Annotated in this window: 22 protein-coding genes; 16 read left to right on the top strand and 6 right to left on the bottom strand. The window is 59.0% G+C overall.

Annotated features, from left to right (window positions below; all coding sequences use genetic code 11):
- Positions 1–139 precede the first annotated feature (139 nt).
- From def (CLV87_RS05445) to CLV87_RS05415, 7 genes are all read left to right on the top strand, one after another.
- Positions 140–658: a peptide deformylase gene (gene def / locus CLV87_RS05445; RefSeq protein WP_099242988.1), complete on the top strand. Its 519-nt coding sequence runs from the start codon at positions 140–142 to the stop codon at positions 656–658.
- The gene (def, locus tag CLV87_RS05440) at positions 655–1,146 is read left to right on the top strand and encodes a peptide deformylase (RefSeq protein ID WP_099242990.1); all 492 of its coding nucleotides are present in this window, start codon (positions 655–657) and stop codon (positions 1,144–1,146) included. The genes def (CLV87_RS05445) and def (CLV87_RS05440) overlap by 4 nt, the downstream gene beginning before the upstream one ends.
- Positions 1,143–1,640 (top strand): peptide deformylase, encoded by a 498-nt coding sequence (def, locus tag CLV87_RS05435; RefSeq protein ID WP_099242992.1) that lies wholly within the window; start codon positions 1,143–1,145, stop codon positions 1,638–1,640. The genes def (CLV87_RS05440) and def (CLV87_RS05435) overlap by 4 nt, the downstream gene beginning before the upstream one ends.
- 76 nt (positions 1,641–1,716) lie before the next feature.
- The gene (gene fmt, locus CLV87_RS05430; RefSeq protein WP_099242994.1) at positions 1,717–2,628 is read left to right on the top strand and encodes a methionyl-tRNA formyltransferase; all 912 of its coding nucleotides are present in this window, start codon (positions 1,717–1,719) and stop codon (positions 2,626–2,628) included.
- 116 nt (positions 2,629–2,744) lie between these two features.
- Positions 2,745–2,984 carry a hypothetical protein gene (locus CLV87_RS05425; RefSeq protein ID WP_099242996.1) on the top strand — a complete coding sequence of 80 codons (240 nt, stop codon included), beginning with the start codon at positions 2,745–2,747 and terminating at the stop codon, positions 2,982–2,984.
- Between the two features lie 2 nt (positions 2,985–2,986).
- The gene (locus CLV87_RS05420) at positions 2,987–3,223 is read left to right on the top strand and encodes a GlsB/YeaQ/YmgE family stress response membrane protein (RefSeq protein WP_099242998.1); all 237 of its coding nucleotides are present in this window, start codon (positions 2,987–2,989) and stop codon (positions 3,221–3,223) included.
- 145 nt (positions 3,224–3,368) lie between these two features.
- A complete protein-coding gene (locus CLV87_RS05415; RefSeq protein ID WP_099244713.1) occupies positions 3,369–4,358 on the top strand; it encodes a glutathione S-transferase family protein in 990 nt (329 codons plus the stop codon).
- Between the two features lie 23 nt (positions 4,359–4,381).
- Here CLV87_RS05415 and CLV87_RS05410 read toward each other — a convergent pair whose 3' ends face one another.
- Positions 4,382–4,744 (bottom strand): response regulator transcription factor, encoded by a 363-nt coding sequence (locus CLV87_RS05410; RefSeq protein WP_099244715.1) that lies wholly within the window; start codon positions 4,742–4,744, stop codon positions 4,382–4,384.
- A 185-nt stretch (positions 4,745–4,929) separates the two neighbouring features.
- Here CLV87_RS05410 and CLV87_RS05405 point away from each other — a divergent pair, with 185 nt between their 5' ends.
- Positions 4,930–6,117, top strand: coding sequence for a lytic murein transglycosylase (locus CLV87_RS05405; RefSeq protein WP_099243000.1), 1,188 nt, complete (start codon positions 4,930–4,932; stop codon positions 6,115–6,117).
- 134 nt (positions 6,118–6,251) lie between these two features.
- Here the strand turns inward: CLV87_RS05405 and ade are convergent, their stop codons facing one another.
- Positions 6,252–7,946 (bottom strand): adenine deaminase, encoded by a 1,695-nt coding sequence (gene ade / locus CLV87_RS05400; protein WP_099243002.1) that lies wholly within the window; start codon positions 7,944–7,946, stop codon positions 6,252–6,254.
- A gap of 141 nt (positions 7,947–8,087) precedes the next feature.
- Between ade and choX the strand changes: the two genes are divergently transcribed.
- The 4 genes from choX to choV are packed head-to-tail and all read left to right on the top strand — an operon-like array spanning position 8,088 to position 11,515.
- Positions 8,088–9,011: a choline ABC transporter substrate-binding protein gene (gene choX, locus CLV87_RS05395; RefSeq protein ID WP_099244717.1), complete on the top strand. Its 924-nt coding sequence runs from the start codon at positions 8,088–8,090 to the stop codon at positions 9,009–9,011.
- Between the two features lie 60 nt (positions 9,012–9,071).
- Entirely contained in the window at positions 9,072–9,683 is a 612-nt protein-coding gene (locus tag CLV87_RS05390) for a LysE family translocator (protein ID WP_099243004.1), read from the top strand.
- A 3-nt stretch (positions 9,684–9,686) separates the two neighbouring features.
- A complete protein-coding gene (choW, locus tag CLV87_RS05385) occupies positions 9,687–10,523 on the top strand; it encodes a choline ABC transporter permease subunit (protein ID WP_099243006.1) in 837 nt (278 codons plus the stop codon).
- The gene (gene choV / locus CLV87_RS05380) at positions 10,520–11,515 is read left to right on the top strand and encodes a choline ABC transporter ATP-binding protein (protein ID WP_099243008.1); all 996 of its coding nucleotides are present in this window, start codon (positions 10,520–10,522) and stop codon (positions 11,513–11,515) included. The genes choW and choV overlap by 4 nt, the downstream gene beginning before the upstream one ends.
- Positions 11,516–11,588: 73 nt before the next feature.
- On the opposite strand, the gene CLV87_RS05375 is transcribed toward choV, so the two are convergent.
- Together CLV87_RS05375 and CLV87_RS05370 are read right to left on the bottom strand one after the other, a co-directional pair.
- On the bottom strand, positions 11,589–12,194 hold the full coding sequence (locus CLV87_RS05375; protein ID WP_099243010.1) for an enoyl-CoA hydratase/isomerase family protein: 606 nt from the start codon (positions 12,192–12,194) through the stop codon (positions 11,589–11,591).
- Positions 12,191–12,940, bottom strand: a complete 750-nt coding sequence (locus tag CLV87_RS05370; RefSeq protein ID WP_099243012.1) for an SDR family oxidoreductase — start codon at positions 12,938–12,940, stop codon at positions 12,191–12,193. The genes CLV87_RS05375 and CLV87_RS05370 overlap by 4 nt, the downstream gene beginning before the upstream one ends.
- Before the next feature lie 130 nt (positions 12,941–13,070).
- Here CLV87_RS05370 and CLV87_RS05365 point away from each other — a divergent pair, with 130 nt between their 5' ends.
- Both CLV87_RS05365 and CLV87_RS05360 read left to right on the top strand, forming a co-directional pair.
- Positions 13,071–14,588 (top strand): DUF2125 domain-containing protein, encoded by a 1,518-nt coding sequence (locus CLV87_RS05365; RefSeq protein WP_099243014.1) that lies wholly within the window; start codon positions 13,071–13,073, stop codon positions 14,586–14,588.
- A 66-nt stretch (positions 14,589–14,654) separates the two neighbouring features.
- On the top strand, positions 14,655–15,635 hold the full coding sequence (locus tag CLV87_RS05360) for a glycerophosphodiester phosphodiesterase family protein (RefSeq protein ID WP_099243016.1): 981 nt from the start codon (positions 14,655–14,657) through the stop codon (positions 15,633–15,635).
- On the opposite strand, the gene CLV87_RS05355 is transcribed toward CLV87_RS05360, so the two are convergent.
- Both CLV87_RS05355 and CLV87_RS05350 read right to left on the bottom strand, forming a co-directional pair.
- Positions 15,615–16,364 carry an SDR family NAD(P)-dependent oxidoreductase gene (locus CLV87_RS05355; RefSeq protein ID WP_099243018.1) on the bottom strand — a complete coding sequence of 250 codons (750 nt, stop codon included), beginning with the start codon at positions 16,362–16,364 and terminating at the stop codon, positions 15,615–15,617. The genes CLV87_RS05360 and CLV87_RS05355 overlap by 21 nt on opposite strands.
- Before the next feature lie 84 nt (positions 16,365–16,448).
- On the bottom strand, positions 16,449–17,696 hold the full coding sequence (locus tag CLV87_RS05350; protein ID WP_099243020.1) for a UbiH/UbiF/VisC/COQ6 family ubiquinone biosynthesis hydroxylase: 1,248 nt from the start codon (positions 17,694–17,696) through the stop codon (positions 16,449–16,451).
- A 45-nt stretch (positions 17,697–17,741) separates the two neighbouring features.
- Between CLV87_RS05350 and CLV87_RS05345 the strand changes: the two genes are divergently transcribed.
- Entirely contained in the window at positions 17,742–19,079 is a 1,338-nt protein-coding gene (locus CLV87_RS05345) for an amidase (protein ID WP_133840698.1), read from the top strand.
- Between the two features lie 261 nt (positions 19,080–19,340).
- The gene (locus CLV87_RS05340; protein WP_099243024.1) at positions 19,341–20,510 is read left to right on the top strand and encodes an aminotransferase class I/II-fold pyridoxal phosphate-dependent enzyme; all 1,170 of its coding nucleotides are present in this window, start codon (positions 19,341–19,343) and stop codon (positions 20,508–20,510) included.

Genomic DNA, 20,510 nt, shown 5'->3' with positions numbered 1-20,510 from the left:
CAAATTCCGTGCACGGAATTTGGGGGCGTGCTTGCGGCGGGGGAGGTTGTTTCAATTTGACCAAGACGCTAGCGGCTTTTGCGGCAGGTGCAAGGGGCAGCGCTTGCACCTTGGACGCAATTTGCCTAAGTGACAGGCCATGAAACGCCCTATTCTCATTCACCCCGACCCGCGTCTGAAAAAGGTCTGTGATCCGGTTGCCGATCTGTCTGATGATTTGCGCAAACTGGCTGATGACATGCTGGAAACCATGTATGACGCGCCAGGCATCGGGTTGGCCGCGCCGCAGATTGGTGTTTTACACCGTTTGATCGTGTTGGATTGCGTGAAAGAGGATGAGGGGCCAGCGCGCCCCTTGGTGATGTTCAACCCCGAGATCGTGGCGAGCTCGGATGAGCTGAACGTCTATGAAGAGGGCTGTTTGTCGATCCCGGATCAATATGCCGAGGTGACCCGCCCCAAACAGGTGCAGGTCAATTGGCTGGATCGCGATGGCAAGGAGCACAGCGAAGAGTTTGACGGGCTTTGGGCGACTTGCGTGCAGCATGAGATTGACCATTTGAATGGCAAGCTGTTCATTGATTACCTCAAGCCGCTCAAACGCCAGATGATCACCCGCAAGATGCAAAAGCTGAAACGCGAGCGGGCGCGGGCGTGAGCGTCAGAGAGGTCCTGACCTGGCCAGACCCGCGTCTAGCGCAGGTTTGCGCGCCGGTGGAGATAATTGATCCCGAACTGATCACTGACATGTTTGAAACCATGTATGACGCGCCGGGCCGTGGCCTGGCCGCGCCGCAGATCGGCGTGATGCAGCGGGTCTTTGTCATGGATGTCGGCTGGAAAACCGGCGAGATGGAGCCGATGGCCTGTATCAACCCAGAGATCGTGTCGCGCTCCGAGGCGCGTGTGACCGGCGAAGAGGGCTGTTTGTCACTGCCGGGGGTAAGCGTTGAGGTTGAACGGTTTGCCGAGGTTGAACTGAGATATACCGATCTGACGGGTGAGCGGCTTACCCAACCGTTGGCCGGTTTCGCGTCTATTTGTGCGCAGCATGAATTGGATCACCTGGACGGTAAGATGCATTTTGACCGCGTTGAGGCGGATTTAAAGGCACGGGTCTTGAAAGAATATGAGGCTTTGACATGACTGTGCGGACCTTTCTGCAATGGCCGGACAAACGGTTGAGAACTGCAGCGGAGCCAGTGGGTGAGATCACTGATGAGATCCGTGGCATTTGGGATGATATGGTCGATTGCATGGAGGCCATGCCCGGTGTCGGGCTTGGCGCGCCGCAAATCGGCGTGATGTTGCGCCTGGCGGTGGTGGATTGTTCCGAGGAGCGCGGGCAGGTGGTGCGTATGGCGAATCCCGAGATTCTGCACGCCTCGGTACAGGACCGCGAACATGATGAGGCCAGCCCGAACTTGCCCGGCGTTTCGGCGGTGATCAAACGACCCCGTGCGGTCACGGTTGCCTTTCTTGATGAGACGGGTGAACGGGTTGAGCGCGACTTTGTCGGGCTATGGGCGACCAGCGTGCAACATCAGATCGATCATCTGAACGGCAAGATGTATTTCGACCATCTGAGCAAGATGAAGCGGGATATGCTGATCAAAAAGGCGCGCAAATTGGCGCGTTGAGGGAAGGGGGCTTTGCCCCCGCCGCCCCAAGGGGCGACTCCCCCAGAGTATTTTGGCCAAGAAGAAGGGCAGAGCGATGCGCGTGATCTTTATGGGAAGCCCGGATTTTTCGGTGCCGGTTCTGGAGGCGCTGGTTGAGGCGGGGCATGAGATTGCCGCCGTGTACTGCCAGCCGCCGCGCCCGGCGGGCCGGGGCAAGAAGGATCGGCCAACCGCTGTTCATGCCAAGGCTGAGGAGTTGGGGCTGTTGGTGCGCCATCCTGTGTCCCTGAAGGGGGAGGACGCGCAGCGTGAGTTTGCGCAGTTGCAAGCGGATGTGGCGGTGGTCGTCGCCTATGGTCTGATCCTGCCGCAGGCGGTTTTGGATGCGCCGATACAGGGCTGTTTGAATATTCATGCTTCGCTCTTGCCGCGTTGGCGCGGGGCGGCGCCGATTCATCGCGCGATCATGGAGGGCGATGCCGAGACCGGGATTTGCATCATGCAGATGGAGGCGGGGCTGGATACCGGGCCGGTATTGCTGCGCGAAGCCCTGGAGATCGGTGCTGAGGAAACCACCGGTGCGCTGCATGATCGCTTGTCGCAGATGGGGGCTCGGATGATCTGCGCAGCGTTGGAAAAATTACCCGAGCTCGTGCCAGAGGTTCAGCCTGAGGAGGGCGTGACCTATGCCGCCAAGATTGACAAGGCCGAGGCGGCGGTGGATTGGACGCGCAAGGCGGAAGAGGTGTCGCGCCAAATTCGCGGCTTGTCCCCCTTTCCTGGGGCTTGGACTTTGTTTGCTGGGCAACGTGTGAAATTGCTGGGGGCACGTGTGGTGGCCGGGTCTGGCGCGGCGGGCGAAGCCTTGGACGATGCGCTGATCATCGCCTGTGGCGAGGGGGCTGTGCAAATCACACGGGCGCAGCGGGCCGGAAAGGGTGCGCAGGATGCAGAGTTGTTCCTGCGCGGTCACCCGGTGCCTAAGGGCAGCGTTTGGGGCGCATAGTCAGGCCTTGAGAGGGGAGGAGAGTGCAGGCTTTCCCCATCTGCCGCCATAGGGATTGCGCAATTCACTCCCTATATTAAGGTTGCGCTGAGCAGAGAGACGCAAAGAGGCAGAGCATGTTTCCTACCTTGATCGGAACAGTCGTGATCGCGGGGATCGTTGGCTATGCCTCGGAGCGTAGCGGGTTCACCCGAAATGGCGTCTTGCAAAGCATCATCATCTGCATCGGCGGGGCCTTTCTGGGCTATTTTGTGCAATTGATGTTCGGGATTGGGTTCCGCTCGGCAGGCTTGAACGCGATTGCGGCCTCGATCGGTGCCTTGATCATTGTTCCCTTTCACTGGAGGCGGAAATAACCATGTCCATTGTTTACCTGATCATTATCGGTGCAGCTGCCGGATTTTTGGCGACGCGGTTCATGAAGGTTGAAACCGGTGTTTTGCAAACCATCGGCATTGGCATTCTGGGGGCCTTGATCGGCGGTTTGGCCCTGCGTTTCCTGTTGGCGGTGCTTGGGGCTTTTGCCGGGCTGGTTGGCGCGGTTCTGGGGGCGATGCTGCTGCTGTATATCTGGAAGTCTTTCGCGGGGCGCTGAGCGCCTCACGAGAACGTGGTGTGCATCTGCGCGCCAATCCTGCGCGCGGCTGACTATTTGCGCACACAGGAACAGCGGCTACCTCTTGTTCAACACTGATTCACAGCGTTTCGCGGGCATGACCGCGAGGCAAGAGGAGACCAAGATGGGCCTGTTGATTGACGGCAAGTGGCACGACCAATGGTATGATACCAAGCAAAGCAAAGGGCGCTTTGTGCGCCAGGATGCCGGGTATCGCAATTGGATCACCGCGGATGGCAGCGCAGGTCCAAGCGGCGAGGACGGTTTCAAGGCGGAGGCCGGGCGCTATCACCTCTATGTTTCGATGGCTTGCCCCTGGGCGCATCGCACGCTGATCTTTCGCAAATTGAAAGGGCTTGAGGATCTGATTTCGGTTTCCTCTGTGCATCCGGATATGGGCAGCGATGGCTGGACGTTCCAAAGTGATGCGCTGGGCGGCAGCGGCGATCACCTTTACGGGTTTGAGTTTGCGCGCGATCTTTATGTCAAAGCCAACCCCAAGGCGACAACACGGGTGACTGTGCCGATCCTCTGGGACAAAGAGCGCGAGACCATCGTGTCCAATGAATCCTCGGAAATTATTCGCATGTTCAACAGCGCCTTTGACGGGCTGACGGGGAACACGCTCGATTTATGGCCGGAGCCTATTCGTCAAGAGATCGAAAACGTCAATGAACGTATCTATCACAGCCTGAATAATGGCGTTTACAAAGCCGGGTTTGCGACAACGCAAGAGGCCTATGAAGAGGCTGTTATTCCTTTGTTCGAGACGCTGGATTGGCTCGAAGAGCGGTTGGGCGCGCATCGCTATCTGATGTGCAACTGCCTGACAGAAGCCGATTGGCGGCTGTTCACCACCTTGGTGCGGTTTGATCTGGTCTATCACGGGCATTTCAAATGCAACCGGGCCCGGATCAGCGATTACCCGAACCTCTGGGCCTATCTGCGCGAGCTTTACCAATGGCCCGGCGTTGCTGAGACCGTGGATTTTGACCAAATCTCGCGCCATTACCATTACAGTCACGAAACCATCAATCCGCACCGGATCGTGCCAATTGGTCCAAAGCTGGATTTCTTTGAACCACATGGGCGTGAATTGCTGTTTGCGGCGTGATCTTTGAAGGTCTGAAACGTGGGTCAGTGCATCTGCGCGTAATGCTCGACCATCGTGGCGAGGTCGCTGGGTGGGGTTGAACTGGGCAGGAAGGCGCAGGCATTGGCGCTGTGCTTGAAGATCGATCCGTCGGAGAAAAAGCTGGTATTGGTCACAAAGATCACCCGCGCGTCCGGTTGGCGGTATTGGGCAAAGTCCGAGACCGCCAATGCGCTGCCCATATGCAGCAACAGATCCAGAACGATCACGTCAAAGGGGGATTGGGCAATCAGATCGATGGCCGCATCCTGGCTATCGGCCACGGCGACATCAGCGCCCAAGCGCTCGAGATGACCCTTCCATATCTGGGCCAAACCAATTTGGTTTTCCACTATCAGAACTCTCAATTGGGCCTCCCCCAAGGTACGATTCACCGTGAGGCTTACGTTTCTTTCAGAATTCCTAACAAAGAGTTAACCGAGGCGTAAACTTTAGGAACAAATGATAAACATTTAGCGTGGTGAGCGGGATTGCGCCTTGCTGTGTTTGGACTTGCTGATAGGTTGGCCAAGAAAGCTAAAAAGAGGGCGAAATGAACAAACTGGTAGCGATAGCAGGCTTGGTCCTTGCCGGGGCATTGGCCGGAGGCGTTCAGGCACAGGATGTGCCCTGCGGGGGGAGCTTTGCTCAGTTCAAAAGGGATCTGGCCGCAGAGGCGATTGCCAAGGGGCATTCCGCCACGGCCACAGAGCGGTTTTTTGACGGGATCCAGCAGAGCGGGGCGGTTTTGAAAGCCGATCAGCGCCAAGGCATTTTTCAGGACCCGTTCATCACCTTTTCGCGTAAGTTGATCAGTCAAAGCCGTTTGGACAAGGGCCGGCAGATGGGCCAGAAATACGCCCATGTCTTTGAGCAGATCGAGCGTGACTATGGTATTTCACCCGGCGTGCTTTTGGCATTTTGGGCGTTTGAGACTGATTACGGATCGTTTCAGGGGGATTTCAACACCGCAAACGCGCTTGTGACCCTGGCCCATGATTGTCGCCGCCCCGAGATTTTCCGCCCGCAGGTCTTTGCGGCGCTGTCCCTTTATGAACAAGGGGATTTTGACCCCGATAACACGACAGGGGCCTGGGCCGGAGAAATCGGCATGGTGCAGATGTTGCCCAAGGATATCCTTGAGAATGGCGTTGATGGGGACGGAGATGGGCATGTGACGCTCAAGACATCTGCACCCGATGCGCTGCTTTCCGGGGCTAAAATGCTGTCGCATCTGGGCTGGCGTCCCGGCGAGCCGTGGTTGCAAGAGGTGGTTCTGCCCGCAGATTTTGATTGGTCTAAGACGGGCACCCAGACCTCCTTGACCGTGGCGGAGTGGGAGCAGTTGGGCGTGAAGGCGCGCCAGGGCGTGTTGGATGATGGGCGGTTGCCGTCTTCGATCATCATTCCGCAGGGGCGCAAGGGGCCTGCCTTTTTGGCCTATCCGAATTTCAACGTCTATTTTGAGTGGAACCAGAGTTTCACCTATGTCCTGACTGCTGCCTATTTTGGCACACGGCTGGAAGGGGCCAGTGTCTATGACGCCGGGCGGCCTGAGGCCGGGCTGGACGGGGCGCAAATGAAAGCGCTGCAAACCAAGCTGCAGGGCATGGGTTATGACGTGGGTAGGATCGACGGAATCCTTGGGGCCGGGACCCGGGCTGCCGTGCGTGACGTGCAGATCAAGCTGGGGCTACCGGCGGATTCCTGGCCGACCCCTGCTTTGTTGAGCAAGTTGTGAGGCGCGCGGGACCAAAAGTTTTACTTAAAACTTTTGCAAATTCCGTCCACGGAATTTGAAGCGGGGGCCAGCCCCCGCACCCCCGGGAGTATTTGAGCCAAGAAGAAACCAGGCGCAGGCTTTCTGAGGTGGCGTCAGGAGATAATTTCGAACTTGTGCACGTCGACCATGCCGCGATCGGTGATTTTCAGCGCGGGGATAACGGGGAGGGCGAGGAAGGCCAGTTGCAAAAAGGGTTCTTCCAAAGTGACGCCCAAAGTGCGGGCGGCTGAACGCAAGTCGATGAGTTTTTCGCGCACCTCTTCAAAGCTCAGAAGGCTCATCAAGCCTGCGACGGGCAGGGCCAGTTCCGCAAGGATTTCCCCATCACGTGCCACAATAAAGCCGCCCTCAATCTCGGAGAGGCGGTTGGCGGCGACGGCCATGTCCGCGTAATCCACGCCGACGCAGGCGATATTATGGTGGTCATGGCAGACAGTGGAGGCAATCGCCCCGGCCTGCAGGCCAAAGCCTTTGACAAAGCCGGTGGCGATATTGCCGTTCTGGCCATGGCGTTCCACCACAGAGATGCGCACGAGGTCGCGCGACACATCGGGATGTTTGTCACCGTCCTTGATGGCGATGTCTTCGTGCAAGTGGTCGGTCAGGATCTGGCCTTCGCGAATGCCGATCACGTCGGTTTCCACCTTATTGGCGCGGGTGCGGAAGTCTGAGGCCTGAAGCACGGGGGCCTTGACCGAGTTGCGCCCAACCGGGGCCACATCACCGCGGGCGGCAAAGCTGGTTTCACTGACGACAATGCCGCCCGCCAGAACCAGTTGCGCGTTGCAACTTTCCAGCGCGTCAATGGCGACGATATCGGCGCGTTTGCCCGGGGCAATCATGCCGCGATCCTTGAGGCCAAAGGCTTCGGCGGCTGATAAGGACGCGGCGCGATAGGCGGCGAGGGGGGGCGTGCCGAGGCGGATCAACTCGCGGATCATGTAATCGAGATGGCCATGTTCGCCGATATCCAGTGGGTTTCGGTCATCGGTGCACAGACACATATAAGGAGAGGTACGTTCGTCCAGCAGCGGTTGCAGGGCGTGCAGGTCTTTGGACACCGAGCCCTCGCGGATCAGCACCCGCATGCCTTTGCGCAGCTTTTCCAGCGCTTCCTCGGGCGAGGTGGCCTCGTGTTCGGTGCGGATGCCCGCCGAGATATAGGCGTTCAGGTCTTTGCCCGACAGCAACGGGCAATGGCCGTCAATATGGCCCTCTTCGAACAGGGCGAGTTTGTCCATGCAATCTGGATCGCGAAAGATCACGCCGGGGTAATTCATGAATTCAGCCAGCCCAAGCCCGGAAGCATGACCGCGCAACGGGGCGAGATCGGCGGCGGACAAAGCGGCCCCCGCGGTCTCCATATGGGTCGAGGGCACGCAGGAGCTGAGCTGGACCTTGATGTCCAGCAGAGTGTGTTCCGAGGCCTTTTGGAAGTAGCGGATGCCCTCGGCCCCGATCACATTGGCGATCTCATGCGGGTCGCAAATTGCGGTTGTAATCCCGCGCGGCGTCACGCAACGGTCAAATTCAAACGGGGTGATCAGAGACGATTCGATGTGCAAATGGGTGTCGATAAAGCCCGGAACAAGGATCAATCCGCTCACATCGATAATTTCTTTGCCGTCATAATCATCAAAGACACCGACAATCCGGTCACCACAAATCGCCACATCGCCAGACAAGAGCGCACCGGTCATGAGGTCGAAAATTTGCCCACCTCGCAAGACCTTGTCAGCTTTTTCGTCTCCTTTGCCCTGGGCGATCCTGTTCTCTAGCTGTGTCATGGGTTAAAATCCCTGTTGTGGCATCACCCTCCTGCAATCGCTGCTTTTGGCGTGCAGGTCAAACTTGATGTTGATTTTTTGACTGAAACTGCGTTGATTGACTGGACAGTCAAAATAAACAATTCGCCAGGGAGCACCAAAATGAACAAACTCACAACCTCCGTTCTCGCGTTGATCGTGGGCGCAGGGTCTGCAGCGGCCAGCTGTGACAGCGTGACCTTTTCCGACGTTGGATGGACAGACATCACCGCCACCACAGCCGCGACAACCACGGTTCTGGGCGCGCTGGGCTATGAGACCGACATCAAGGTTCTGTCTGTGCCGGTCACTTACATCTCGCTGGCCGAAGGTGACGTCGACGTCTTTCTGGGCAACTGGATGCCAACCATGGAGGCCGATATCGCGCCTTACCGCGAGGCAGGCACGGTCGAAATCATCCGAACCAACCTGGAAGGGGCCAAATACACTCTGGCAGTGAACAAGGCGGCCATGGATCTGGGCATCAAGGATTTTGCCGACATCGCCAAACATGCTGACGCGCTGGAAAGCTCGATCTACGGTATCGAACCTGGCAATGACGGCAACCGCCTGATCCAGAGCATGATCGACGATGATGCCTTTGGCTTGAAGGGTTTCGAAGTGGTCGAAAGCTCGGAACAGGGGATGCTGGCACAGGTGGCGCGCAACTCTTCCAAAGACGAGCCGATTGTCTTCCTTGGTTGGGAACCGCACCCAATGAACGCCAATTTCGACATGGGTTACCTGTCGGGTGGCGATGATTTCTTTGGCCCGAACTTTGGCGGAGCGGTGGTGGACACCAACACCCGCAAAGGTCTGAGCGCAGAATGCCCCAATATCGGTAAATTCCTCAGCAACCTGGAATTTTCGCTGGCCATGGAAAACGAAATCATGGGCGCAATCCTGAATGATGGCGAAGATGCGGATGATGCTGCGGCAGCGTGGCTCAAGGCCAACCCGGATGCCTTTATGGGCTGGCTGGACGGTGTGACCACCAAAGACGGTGGTGATGCGACAGCGGCTGTCAAAGCGGCGCTGGGTCTCTGATCCGTCGATATATTTGACCCGTCGCCAAAGGGCGGCGGGTTTTTAATTTGGACCCTCTCCATGTCTTTCACCCTGCTTGCGCTGTTTGTCCCGGCTTGTTTCGCGCTGAACTTGTCCCCGGGGCCCAATAACCTGTTGGCGTTTTCCAATGCCTCGCGGTTAGGGTTTGTCCCGGCTGTGCTGGGTGGCTTTGGGCGTTTGCCGATCTTTGCGGCGATGATTGCCCTGGTCGCGCTGGGCCTGTCCGTGTTGCTGACCACGTTTGAAACGGCGCTGATCGCGGTGAAATATCTCGGCGCGGCCTACTTGATCTATGTTGGCTACAGGATGTGGACGGCGCCGGTGCCGGATGAAACCGTCTCGGGCCAGACAAGCGTGTTGGCCCTGATGCGCCGAGACATGAGTTTTGCCATCGCCAATCCCAAGGCGATTGCCGTGTTTACCGCGTTTTTCCCGCAATTCATCGATCAGACCGGCAACTTGCTGATGCAGTTTGCCCTGCTAGGCGCGCTGTTCCTGATGCTCGAAGTGGTCGCAATCGCGGTCTATGCGGGATGTGGGCATATGATGAGCCAAGTGCTGACACCGATCCGCCTGCACCGGTTGAACCGGGGCGTTGGCGGGTTCCTGATCTTTTCCGGCCTTACAATGGCCCTCAAACCCGAGAGCTGAGATATGGATTGGCTAACCGATAGCAAAATCCCGGTCGGGAAGACCGGCAAGACGATCTTTGAATGGCTGCGCGACAATGGCAGCTGGTTCTTTGAAACCGTCGAAAATGTGCTGGATTGGGTCATTGAATTGACCCTGACCATCCTGCAATTCCCCCATCCGCTGGTTATGATCGCCATCTTTGTCGCCATCACCTGGGTGATCCAGAAAAGCTGGAAAACCTGTGTCTTTGTGGCGCTGGGTCTCTTATTCGTGGTGAACCAGGGCTATTGGGATGAAACCACCGAAAGCCTGACGCTGATCCTGTTTGCCTGTTTGACCTGTATGGCGATTGGCGTGCCGATTGGTATCGCCGCCGCGCATCGCCCCAAACTCTATCGCGCCATCAGCCCGGTTCTGGATCTGATGCAGACCCTGCCGACCTTTGTTTACCTGATCCCGATGATCGTCTTTTTCGGCATTGGCATGGTGCCCGGCCTGGTCGCGACGGTGATCTTTGTATTGCCCGCGCCGATCCGCCTGACGCATTTGGGCGTGTCATCTACGCCCAAGGCTTTGCTTGAGGCCGCTGACGCTTTTGGCGCAACGCCGCAGCAAAAACTGTGGAAGGTCGAATTGCCCTATGCGCTGCCGCAAATCATGACCGGTTTGAACCAGACCATCATGCTGTCGCTGTCAATGGTGGTGATCGCCGGTCTTGTTGGCGCGGACGGATTGGGCGTGCCAGTGGTACGTGCCTTGCAGCAGGTCAACGCAGCCAAAGGGTTTGAGAGCGGATTGGTGATCGTCGTGGTCGCCATCGTGTTGGATCGCATGTTGCGGGTGGAGCAGAAATCATGAGCGCCGTAATCTTTGACAATGTCTCGATCATGTTCGGGGACAAGCCGAAAACAGCGCTGCCCCATGCCGATCAAGGGATGAACCGCGCCGAGATCCAGGAACAGACCGGTCAGGTGCTGGGCGTGCACAATTGTTCGCTTGAGGTGCAAGAGGGGGAGATCCTCGTGCTGATGGGCCTGTCGGGATCGGGCAAGTCCACTCTGCTGCGCTCGGTCAATGGGTTGAACCCGGTGGTGCGCGGCGCGGTCCGCGTCAATGACGGCGACGACATGGTTGATGTGGTGAGCTGCGGCAAACAAAAGCTGCGCGAAATCCGCCAAAGCCGCGTCGCCATGGTGTTTCAGCAATTTGGCCTGCTGCCGTGGCGCAGCGTGGCAGAAAATGTGGGCTTTGGTCTGGAACTGGCCGGGGATGCCGGGCGCGCGGACAAGGTGAAAACGCAGCTCGAACTGGTTGGTCTCAAAGATTGGGCTGATCGCAAAGTTGGGGAACTGTCGGGCGGGATGCAGCAGCGCGTCGGCCTTGCCCGCGCCTTTGCGACCCAGGCACCGATCCTCTTGATGGACGAGCCCTTTTCCGCACTTGACCCACTGATCCGCAACCGGCTTCAGGACGAATTGCTGGATCTGCAACGTGACCTCAAGCGTACGATCATTTTTGTCAGCCATGATCTCGACGAGGCGTTCAAGCTGGGCAATCGCATCGCCATTCTCGAAGGTGGGCGCATCGTGCAATGCGGCACCCCGCGCGAGATCTTTTCAAGTCCGGCGGATGACTATGTCGCGGATTTCGTCGCCAATATGAACCCGCTGGGCGTGCTCACCGCGCGGGACGCGATGGAACCGGGTAGTGGTGGGGATGAAATCGAGGCCGAAACCCCGATCCGGGATTTCATGGCGCGGCTCAAAGACGAGACCCTGAGCGTGACCGAAAACGGCCAGACCATCGGCCAGATTAGCGCGCAAAGCGTGGTGGCGCGTCTCTCGGCCTGAACAGGTTTCTTTGGGCCAAAAATATCCCGGGGGGAATTGGCCAGAGGCCAAGGGGGGCAGCGCCCCCCATTCCCTATCCAATCAAACGTTTGATTGCTGTGGCGTGCTCTTTGCTCGCCCCGGCAGTATCCGCTGCCAGCTCTTGGGCAGCCTCGATCACATCTCCGTCGACGATCCGGTCAATCAGGCCCCAGGCCAGCGCCTCATCGGCGGGAATTTTTTGCCCTGCCATCAGGATCATCCGGGCGCGAGACGGCCCCACAAGGCCGGCGAGCCGTTTGGGATCCGAAGGCTGCGGCAAAAAGCCAAGCTTCATAACCGGGTAAAAGAACTTGGCCCCTGGCACAGCAACCCTCAGATCACAGGCCAAAAACATGCCCATGGCCCCCCCGGCCACAGTGCCATTGGCGGCGCAAATGGTCAGCGCATCCAGCCGCGCCAAGGCCCCGGACAGGCGTTCCCAAAGGGGGGAAGTCGCCAAACCGGCCTTGGCCGCGTCCAGATCAGCCCCGGCAGAAAACACTTTGCCGATCCCGGTCAGGATCAACACGCGCGCCTCGCGGGCGTCTTCTGCGATCACACAAAGCTGTTCCAGCATGTCAGCGGTAAGCGAATTGGCCTTGTCGGGGCGGTTGATCGTCGCGATCCAGACCCCGCCCTCCTTTGTCAGTTCTATCAAGTCAAACCTACCTGTTTGCGAATGGCGTCATCGCGTAATGACACTTCGCCCCCGAGGAAGCCATTTGCCTCATCGCCACACATCCAGAGCAAGGTCTTGGCCACCCATTCCGGCGGGATGTGGTCGGACCAATCCAACTGGCTGACCGGGTTGATGCCGCTGGCCTTGATCTCGCGCTGCATTTGCGTCGCGACGGTGCCCGGCGATAGGGAAATCGCGCGAATGCCTTTGTCGCCATATTCCTTATCGGCCATGCGGGTCAGCATCAGCGCCCCGGCCTTGGAGGAGCAATAATGCGACCAGGCCTCAACCGGGCCATGGGCCGCGCCTGAGCCTATGGTCAGCACCGTGCCCCCCCCGGCCTCTAGCATCACCGGCAGGGCAGCACGGAACCCGTGAAAGACCCCTTTGAGATTGATGTCGATCACCTGGCCCCAGGCATCCGGATCGGCGCTGGCCATATGCGAAACCGGTTCGATCACGCCAGCATTGTTGATCAGCACATCCAGGCCGCCAAATGTCTTGACGCAGGCCTCGACCGCCTGTGACATCTCCCAATAGCGGGCGATGTCACAGGGAATGGCAATCGCCTGTTCGCCGATTTCACCCGCCAGCTCGGCAATCGCCTCAGAGCTGCGCGCCACCAAAGCGACATTCGCGCCCGCAGCGGCAAAAATCCGCGCAGCATCGGCCCCGATTCCACGGCTAGCCCCCGTAATTAAAACAGTTTTTCCGGACAAATTCATGACAATCACCTCCTGCGCTCTCGTAAACTAGTTAGAGCGTACATAGTATGGAATCCAGTCCCTTGACCCTGCGCGCCTTGCCAAACACACTAGGGGCATATTTTGACCAACCGACAGAAGAGGTGGATTAATGAAACGGTTTTCAGGGGTATCTGCGCTGGCCCTATGCGCTCTGACGACCCCGGCCCTTGCGGATGTGACGCCGCAGCAGGTCTGGGATGATCTCGAAGCCTATATGCAAGGATTTGGCTATTCGGTGACCGCCACCGAGATGGCCGATGGCGGCAATTTGAAAGTCAATGATGTTGTCATGTCCATTCCGGTCCCGGATATCGACGGGTCCGTGGCCTTTAGCATGGGCACAATGGATCTGACCGATCAGGGCGATGGCACTGTTTTGATCACCTTCCCGGCGGACATGCCGGTGATGATCAAGGGCACAGATGGCGGTGACGAGATTGACGTGACCATCAACTTTACCCAGGAAGACATGAAGCTGGTCGTGTCCGGTGAGCCGAACAACCTGACCTATGATTACACTGCCACCAAAATGGCGATGTCGCTGGGCAAGATGATGGCCGATGGCATGGAAATCACCCGCGATATGCTGCGGGCCGATATCGTGGCTGGCCCGATCTCGGGCAAATCCACCGTCCTGCGCGCGGCTGGTTTGCAAAGCGTTTCGCAGACCTTTGACTATGGCAACCTGACCTATGACGTTGCTTTCAACGACCCCGATAATGACGATGCGGCGCTGTTCAACGGTGCGCTGAACGGTCTGACCGGTTCCGGTGAAACCGTCATGCCCGAAGGTGTGGATTATGCCGACCCGACCGCCCTGTTCGAAGGCGGGTTTGGCGTTGACGTCACCATGGGTCACCAGGGCGGCCGTCTTGAATTCGCTGTGACCGAGCGCAGCGGCACCACGCAGGGCAAGACCAGCTCTGGCAGTGGCTCGCTGACCATTGCCATGTCGGGTGACGCCATGACCTACAAGGTTGGCGGCACTGACGTAAAGGTCGACATGTCCGGCCCGGAAATCCCGCTGCCGGTCTCGGCACAGATGGCGGAAACCGGCTTTACGCTGGCAGCACCGCTGAAGCCGGGCGACGCCCCGCAAGACGCTACACTTGAGGTGGTTCTGGGCGGTTTCCAGATGGCCGACCTGCTGTGGAACATCTTTGATCCGGGCGCTCAGCTGCCACGCGATCCGGCCACCATCCGCGTTGCTATGGATGCCAAGGTTTCGCCGCTGGTCAACTTCCTGAACGAAGACGACGTCATGAAGATGGAGATGGAAGGCAGCATGCCGGGCGAGCTGAACGAGGTCACCCTGCGTGAGCTGGTCATCGACGCCGTGGGTGGCAAAATCACCGGTTCCGGAGCCTTCACCTTTGACAACACGGATCTGGACAGCTTTGACGGTCTGCCACGCCCCGAGGGCAAGCTGGACGTCGCCGTTTCCGGTGCCAATGGCCTGATCGACAAGCTGATTGGCATGGGCCTGCTGTCCGAAGAGGACGCCATGGGTGGCCGCATGATGCTGGGCATGTTCACCGTGCCGGGCGCAGAGCCTGATACCGCAACCTCAGTGATCGAAGTTAACGCCGAAGGCCATGTTCTGGCCAATGGTCAGCGCTTGAAATAAGCCCTGCCAATCGGCAAGGTTCTACAGGGCGGGATCTTCCCGCCCTGTTTGCTTTTCGGGGTACAAATGATCGTTCTAAAGCGTGTTTTGATCGTTGTTGGATTGCTGTGTTTCGGGCTTTGGTTGAACAACACATCGTTGCCGGTGACGGTATCTGACGATGCAAGCCCCAAACTTTTGGCGCATCGCGGCATTCACCAGATTTATGCGGGCTCAGACCGCAATAATGACACCTGCCGCGCTGAAAACGTCCTCCCGATAACCCATGACCTCATCGAAAACACCATCCCCTCCATGCGCGCCGCGTTTGAGGCGGGGGCCGAGGTGGTCGAGCTGGACGTGCATCTGACCACGGATGGCGAATTCGCCGTCTTTCACGATTGGACATTGGACTGTCAAACCAATGGCCAGGGCGTCACGCATAAACACAGCTGGGAGGCGCTGAGTGCGCTGGATATCGGCTATGGCTTTACCTCGGATGGTCAAAATTATCCGCTACGCGGCAAAGGCAACCGCATGCCGACCCTGACTGAGGTGCTTGAGGCGGATCTGCCGGGGCAGTTCCTCATCAACTTCAAAAGCAATCGCGCAGAAGAGGGCGTTGCCCTGGCCGCCTTGCTGCAAAATCCGACCTATCGCGCCAAGATCTGGGGCATTTATGGCGGCCGCCAGCCCACCCGGGCTGCTTTGACAGAGCTTCCGGGCATGCTTGGCTATGACAAGGTCAGCGTAAAAGCCTGCGCCCAAAGCTACATGCTGACCGGATGGAGCGGATATGTCGGCGAGGCCTGCCGCGACCAGATTATCGTCGTGCCACAGAATTTTGCACCTATAGTCTGGGGCTGGCCGCATCGTTTTACCCAGCGGATGCAACAGGCGGGCACCACGGTCATTCTGCTGGGTGATTATGACGGGTCCGGCTTTTCCAGCGGGATCGAGGATGCCGATGCCTGGGCGCGTGTTCCCGCACATTTCGACGGTTATGTCTGGACCAACCGCATCGAGGTGATTGGTCCAATCATGCAATCAGCGCCGCAAAGCCGGTAAGCCAACCCCGGTGGCCTCAAACCCGCCATCCGCCGCCAGTACTTGTCCGGTGACATAAGAGGCTTTGTCAGAGGCAAGGAAGCAGATCGCCTCGGCAATCTCGCGCTCGCTGCCATAGCGGTTCAGGGGCAGGGCGTCGTGATAGGCGTCGATGATCTCTTGCGTATGCACCGCCATGGCCAGCTTGGTACGCACGGGCCCCGGCGCGACACAGTTCACCCGGATGCCAAACTCACCCAGCTCCGCCGCATGTTGTTTGGTCAATTGGATCACCGCCGCCTTTGACGTACCATAGGCCACCCGCAGGGTCGAGGCGCGCAATCCGCTGATCGAGGCGATATTGACCACCGCGCCTTTGCTCGCTTTCAACGCATCGCTACAGGCTTGCGTGCACAGAAACACCCCGTCCAGATTGGTCTCCATAACCCGCCGCCACATGGCGAATTCCGTGTCTCCTACCGGTCCGAACTCTGCCACGCCAGCATTGTTGATCAGGGCATCAATTCGCCCAGCCCATTGCAGGCAGTCGGCAACCATGGCGCTGACCGCCTCCGGGTCCGAAATATCGCGCTCAACCGCCAGAACATTCTCGCGCTCTGCAGCAACGCTGTGAAGTTCTGTCCCGTCGCGATCCACCATCGCCACGCGCCACCCCATTTCAAGAAACAGATCCGTCGTTGCCAGCCCTATGCCGCGCGCCGCGCCCGTCACAATTGCAAGTCTTTCCATCAACCCCTCCCCAAGGTTTCTTTGGGCCCAAAATATCCCGGGGAGTCCCGAGCTTGCTCGGGGCGGGGCAGCGCCCCAATCCCCCTATCCGCGCATCAAATCGGGCAGATCTCCGGTCAACCCGGCGGCTTCGCGCATGAAGCTGCGTCGTAAACCCGGCAGGCCGCCAATCAGTGCCATGCCCAAATCGCGCCCGGCGCGCATAATTGCGTTATCGTTGGAGAACAACCGGTTGAACACATCTGTTGCCGCCGCGAGCGACGCCGTGTCCCAGCGCCTCCAGCTTTGATAGCGCTCCAGCACCAGCACCGAGGCGAAGTCTTCGCCGCGCCGAACCGCATGGGTGATCACATGCGCCAGAGCAGCGACATCGCGCAATCCCGCATTCAACCCTTGCCCGGCAATCGGGTGCATCCCATGCGCCGCATCGCCGATCAAGGCCATGCGGTCCGAGACGAAGTGATTGGCAAGGGTCAGGTTCAGCGGATAGGTAAACCGGTCTCCTGCCAAAGAAATCTCACCGAGGAAATCGCCAAAACGCGGGCGCAGGATGTCGAGATAGGCCCGTTCATCCAGCGCGTTCACCGCACGGGCCTGCGCGTGTCGTTCGCTCCATACGATAGAGCTGCGATTGCCGGTCAGGGGCAAAATGGCCAGCGGGCCGGGCGGCAGGAACAGCTGATGGGCCACGCCATGATGCGGTTTTTCATGGGCAATGGCGCAGACCAGCGCGGTCTGCCCGTAATCCCAACCGGTGCGGCGAATGCCTGCGCGCGCGCAGGTGCCGCTGCGCCGCCCATCCGCCCCAACCAAGAGACGCGCCGAGAGCTCGGTTCCATCGGCCAGTGTGACCGCAGCGTGCTGAATATCGCAGGACTGCGCCACCACGGTTGTTTCCGCGTGATGGGTGATCAGCGGGCTGGCCTCCATCGCCGCCAAGAGAGCGCGACGCAAATAGCGGTCTTCCAGCATATAGCCCATGGGGCCGTCTTCGATCTCGGCGCTGTTGAAATGCAGGCCCAGAAAGACTTCGGCATCGCCAACGCGCCCGTCCGAAACCTTGATCTCATTCATGGCTTGCGCGTTTGCAGCCAGTCTGTCCCACAATCCCAAGGCCGCGAGCATCCGTTTGGAGGATTGCGCCAAGGCGTAGGAACGGCCGTCAAAATCGGGATCGTCGCGGGCGTCCAAAGGCAGGGCATCGATCACGATGCTGTGCAAACCGGCCTGCGCCGCGGCCAAAGCAAGGGCCGGGCCATTCAACCCGCCGCCCACTATGATCAAATCGCTATCCATGGGCTGCAATATGCGCCTCTGAACGGGATTGTCCATGCGCAACACTGCCGCTACCGTGCGGCAAAAGCGAAGGGGCAAGTCATGGGTTGGACGGAGAAAAGCGCGAGCGAACAGGGGCGGGCCATTGAACGTGGTGAGCTGGACCCGGTGGAGTTGACCCAGAGCTATCTGGACAAGATCGCCGCGCATCCGCTGCGGGACCGGATTTATGCCCGCGTAACGCCGGATCGCGCCCTGGCCGAGGCCGAGGCGGCCAGTAGGCGCGCCAAATTGGGGCAACGTCTTTCGCCTTTGGATGGGGTGCCCATCAGTTGGAAAGACCTGTTTGATACGGCGGGCATTGTGACCGAAGCCGGGTCGGATTTGTTGCAAGGGCGTGTGCCTGAGAGCGATGCCTTGGTTCTGCAGGTTGCGACGGCGATGGGCCTGGTTTGCCTGGGCAAAACGCATATGTCCGAATTGGCCTTTTCTGGGCTTGGGTTGAACCCGGTCAAGAAGACGCCGCCTTGTGTGAATGACCCGGATGCGGTGTCTGGCGGGTCGTCTTCGGGGGCTGCAGCCTCGGTGGCTTTTGGCCTGGCCGCCGCGGCGATTGGCTCGGATACTGGCGGGTCGGTGCGCATCCCGTCGGCCTGGAACGATCTTGTCGGGTTGAAAACCACCTCCGGGCGTCTGTCTTTGCAAGGTGTTGTGCCGCTTTGCAAGAAATTCGACACGGTTGGCCCGCTGTGTCGGACGGTCGAAGATGCGGCGCTGACGCTCGCGACCCTGGAGGGGCGCAAAGCGGCTGATCTGCGTGGGGTCTCCCTGCAAGGCGTGCGATTGGCGGCGCTGCAAAATGTGGTTCTGGATGAGATGGAGCCGGAGATTGCTGAGAATTACCAGGCTGTCTTGGGGCAATTGGCTGAGGCCGGGGTGGAGATTGTACCGATCGAAGTGCCAGAAATCGCCGGATCATTGGCGGATTCGGGGGTGCTTTATACGGTGGAGGCCTGGGCGGAGTGGGGCGAGGAGATCACCGCACAGCCCGATGTCATGTTCCCGGCCATCCGCGAGCGGTTTGAAGCCGGTCAGGGCGCAAGCGGGGCGGAATATTTGCAGGCCTGGCAGCGGTTGGAACAGGCGCGGGCCGCCTATGCCAAAGCCACCAGGGGTTTTGATGCGGTGATCACTCCAAGCTCGCCAATCTTTGCACCAAAAACGGATAAGTTGCTGGCACAGGGGGAGTATTATGTGCGGGCCAACCTGCTGTCCTTGCGCAACACCCGGGTTGGGAACCTGATGGGGTTGAGCAGTATCTCCTTGCCCACATCCTTGGCCAGTTGCGGCATCCTGTTGAATGCAGGTCCGATGCAAGAGGAGCGTTTGTTGCGCCTGGCGGCGGGTGTTGAACAGGTTCTGCGCGGGCAAAAAGCCTGAGACAGGCTTTGCGCGTGCCGCGGGCGGGGGGGGAGGGGCGCTGCCCCTCTTGGTCGCAAGGCGACCAATTCACCCCGGGATATTTTTAGCCCAGAGAAACATGCCGACCTAATGAGCCGGCTGCGGTGATCGGCACGAGTTGCGACATTCGCGCCACATCTATCGGGGAACAAACGGGGATTCTGGACAGATCCCCCTCTGATTTCGTATCCTGCTGTCAAACGGGGCGCCAATGATCCCGATATATGAGGCAGTTTTACGATGTTCCCCGAGCGGTTTTCGAACCTACCGGCTTATGCATTCCCGCGTCTGCGCGCTCTTTTGGACGTGCACGAACCGGGTGGTCCGGTGCGCCATATGTCCATTGGCGAGCCGAAACATGCCTTTCCGGCCTGGGTGTCGGATGTCATCGTCGAACATGCCGCTGAATTTGGTCGTTATCCGATCAATGAGGGCACGCCAGAGCTGCGCGGGGCCATTGCCGATTGGATCAAACGGCGTTTTGCTGCGGATGTAGACCCGGAGACGCAGGTGCTGGCGCTGAATGGCACGCGCGAAGGCCTATACAATGCCGGGATGGCCTTGTGCCCTGAGGGCAGCAGCGTGCTCATGCCGAACCCGTTTTATCAGGTTTACATGATCTCGGCGATTTCGGCGGCGGCGGAGCCTGTCTTTGTTCCGGCGACCGAGGCGACCGGGCATTTGCCGGATTTTGCGGCCCTGCCTGCCGAAGAGCTGGATCGTGCGGCGCTGTGCTATATCTGTTCGCCGGCCAATCCGCAGGGGACAATTGCCGATGAAGCCTATTGGCAGCAATTGATCGAATTGGGCGAAAAACACGATTTCCAGATCCTGGCGGATGAGTGTTATTCCGAAGTCTATCGCGGCGAACAGCCGGTGGGCGCGTTGCAGGTGGCGCAAGCCATGGGCGCAAGTGCCGAACGGGTTTTGATCTTTCATTCGCTGTCCAAACGGTCAAACCTGCCGGGGTTACGGTCTGGTTTTGTTGCCGGTGGGCCGGAGAGTATCGCGCGCATGAAGCAGTTGCGTGCCTATGCCGGAGCGCCTTTGCCCATGCCACTACAACGCGCAGCAGAACGGCTTTGGGCAGATGAGGCGCATGTGGAAGAGAACCGCGCGCTTTACAAAGCCAAATACGAGTTGGCTGACCGCATCTTTGGCAATGTGCCGGGCTATATGTCGCCGCAGGCGGGCATGTTCCTGTGGTTGCCGGTTGCGGATGGCGAAGCCGCCACGCTGAAGCTTTGGCAAGAGACCGGCGTGCGTGTGCTGCCGGGCGCGTATCTGTCGCGCGACACGACTGAGGGCAATCCGGGGCAAGGATTTATCCGGGTGGCGCTGGTCGCCCCCTATGACGACACAGAAGCAGGGCTGACCCTTATCCGGGACTGCCTGTTTGACCAAGAATAA

The sequence above is a fragment of the Pelagimonas phthalicica genome (assembly GCF_004364805.1).
Lineage (GTDB): Bacteria > Pseudomonadota > Alphaproteobacteria > Rhodobacterales > Rhodobacteraceae > Pelagimonas > Pelagimonas phthalicica.
The sequence above is the reverse complement of the archived record's forward strand: the minus strand, read 5'-3'. Positions and strand labels throughout refer to the sequence as shown.

Bases quoted from the DNA above. Each gene is read 5' to 3' on its own strand.
- def (WP_099242988.1), top strand. From the start codon at position 140: ATGAAACGCCCTATTCTCATTCACCCCGACCCGCGTCTGAAAAAGGTC.
- def (WP_099242992.1), top strand. From the start codon at position 1,143: ATGACTGTGCGGACCTTTCTGCAATGGCCGGACAAACGGTTGAGAACT.
- fmt (WP_099242994.1), top strand. From the start codon at position 1,717: ATGCGCGTGATCTTTATGGGAAGCCCGGATTTTTCGGTGCCGGTTCTG.
- CLV87_RS05425 (WP_099242996.1), top strand. From the start codon at position 2,745: ATGTTTCCTACCTTGATCGGAACAGTCGTGATCGCGGGGATCGTTGGC.
- CLV87_RS05420 (WP_099242998.1), top strand. From the start codon at position 2,987: ATGTCCATTGTTTACCTGATCATTATCGGTGCAGCTGCCGGATTTTTG.
- CLV87_RS05415 (WP_099244713.1), top strand. From the start codon at position 3,369: ATGGGCCTGTTGATTGACGGCAAGTGGCACGACCAATGGTATGATACC.
- CLV87_RS05405 (WP_099243000.1), top strand. From the start codon at position 4,930: ATGAACAAACTGGTAGCGATAGCAGGCTTGGTCCTTGCCGGGGCATTG.
- ade (WP_099243002.1), bottom strand. From the start codon at position 7,946: ATGACACAGCTAGAGAACAGGATCGCCCAGGGCAAAGGAGACGAAAAA.
- choX (WP_099244717.1), top strand. From the start codon at position 8,088: ATGAACAAACTCACAACCTCCGTTCTCGCGTTGATCGTGGGCGCAGGG.
- CLV87_RS05390 (WP_099243004.1), top strand. From the start codon at position 9,072: ATGTCTTTCACCCTGCTTGCGCTGTTTGTCCCGGCTTGTTTCGCGCTG.
- choW (WP_099243006.1), top strand. From the start codon at position 9,687: ATGGATTGGCTAACCGATAGCAAAATCCCGGTCGGGAAGACCGGCAAG.
- choV (WP_099243008.1), top strand. From the start codon at position 10,520: ATGAGCGCCGTAATCTTTGACAATGTCTCGATCATGTTCGGGGACAAG.
- CLV87_RS05370 (WP_099243012.1), bottom strand. From the start codon at position 12,940: ATGAATTTGTCCGGAAAAACTGTTTTAATTACGGGGGCTAGCCGTGGA.
- CLV87_RS05365 (WP_099243014.1), top strand. From the start codon at position 13,071: ATGAAACGGTTTTCAGGGGTATCTGCGCTGGCCCTATGCGCTCTGACG.
- CLV87_RS05360 (WP_099243016.1), top strand. From the start codon at position 14,655: ATGATCGTTCTAAAGCGTGTTTTGATCGTTGTTGGATTGCTGTGTTTC.
- CLV87_RS05355 (WP_099243018.1), bottom strand. From the start codon at position 16,364: ATGGAAAGACTTGCAATTGTGACGGGCGCGGCGCGCGGCATAGGGCTG.
- CLV87_RS05350 (WP_099243020.1), bottom strand. From the start codon at position 17,696: ATGGACAATCCCGTTCAGAGGCGCATATTGCAGCCCATGGATAGCGAT.
- CLV87_RS05345 (WP_133840698.1), top strand. From the start codon at position 17,742: ATGGGTTGGACGGAGAAAAGCGCGAGCGAACAGGGGCGGGCCATTGAA.
- CLV87_RS05340 (WP_099243024.1), top strand. From the start codon at position 19,341: ATGTTCCCCGAGCGGTTTTCGAACCTACCGGCTTATGCATTCCCGCGT.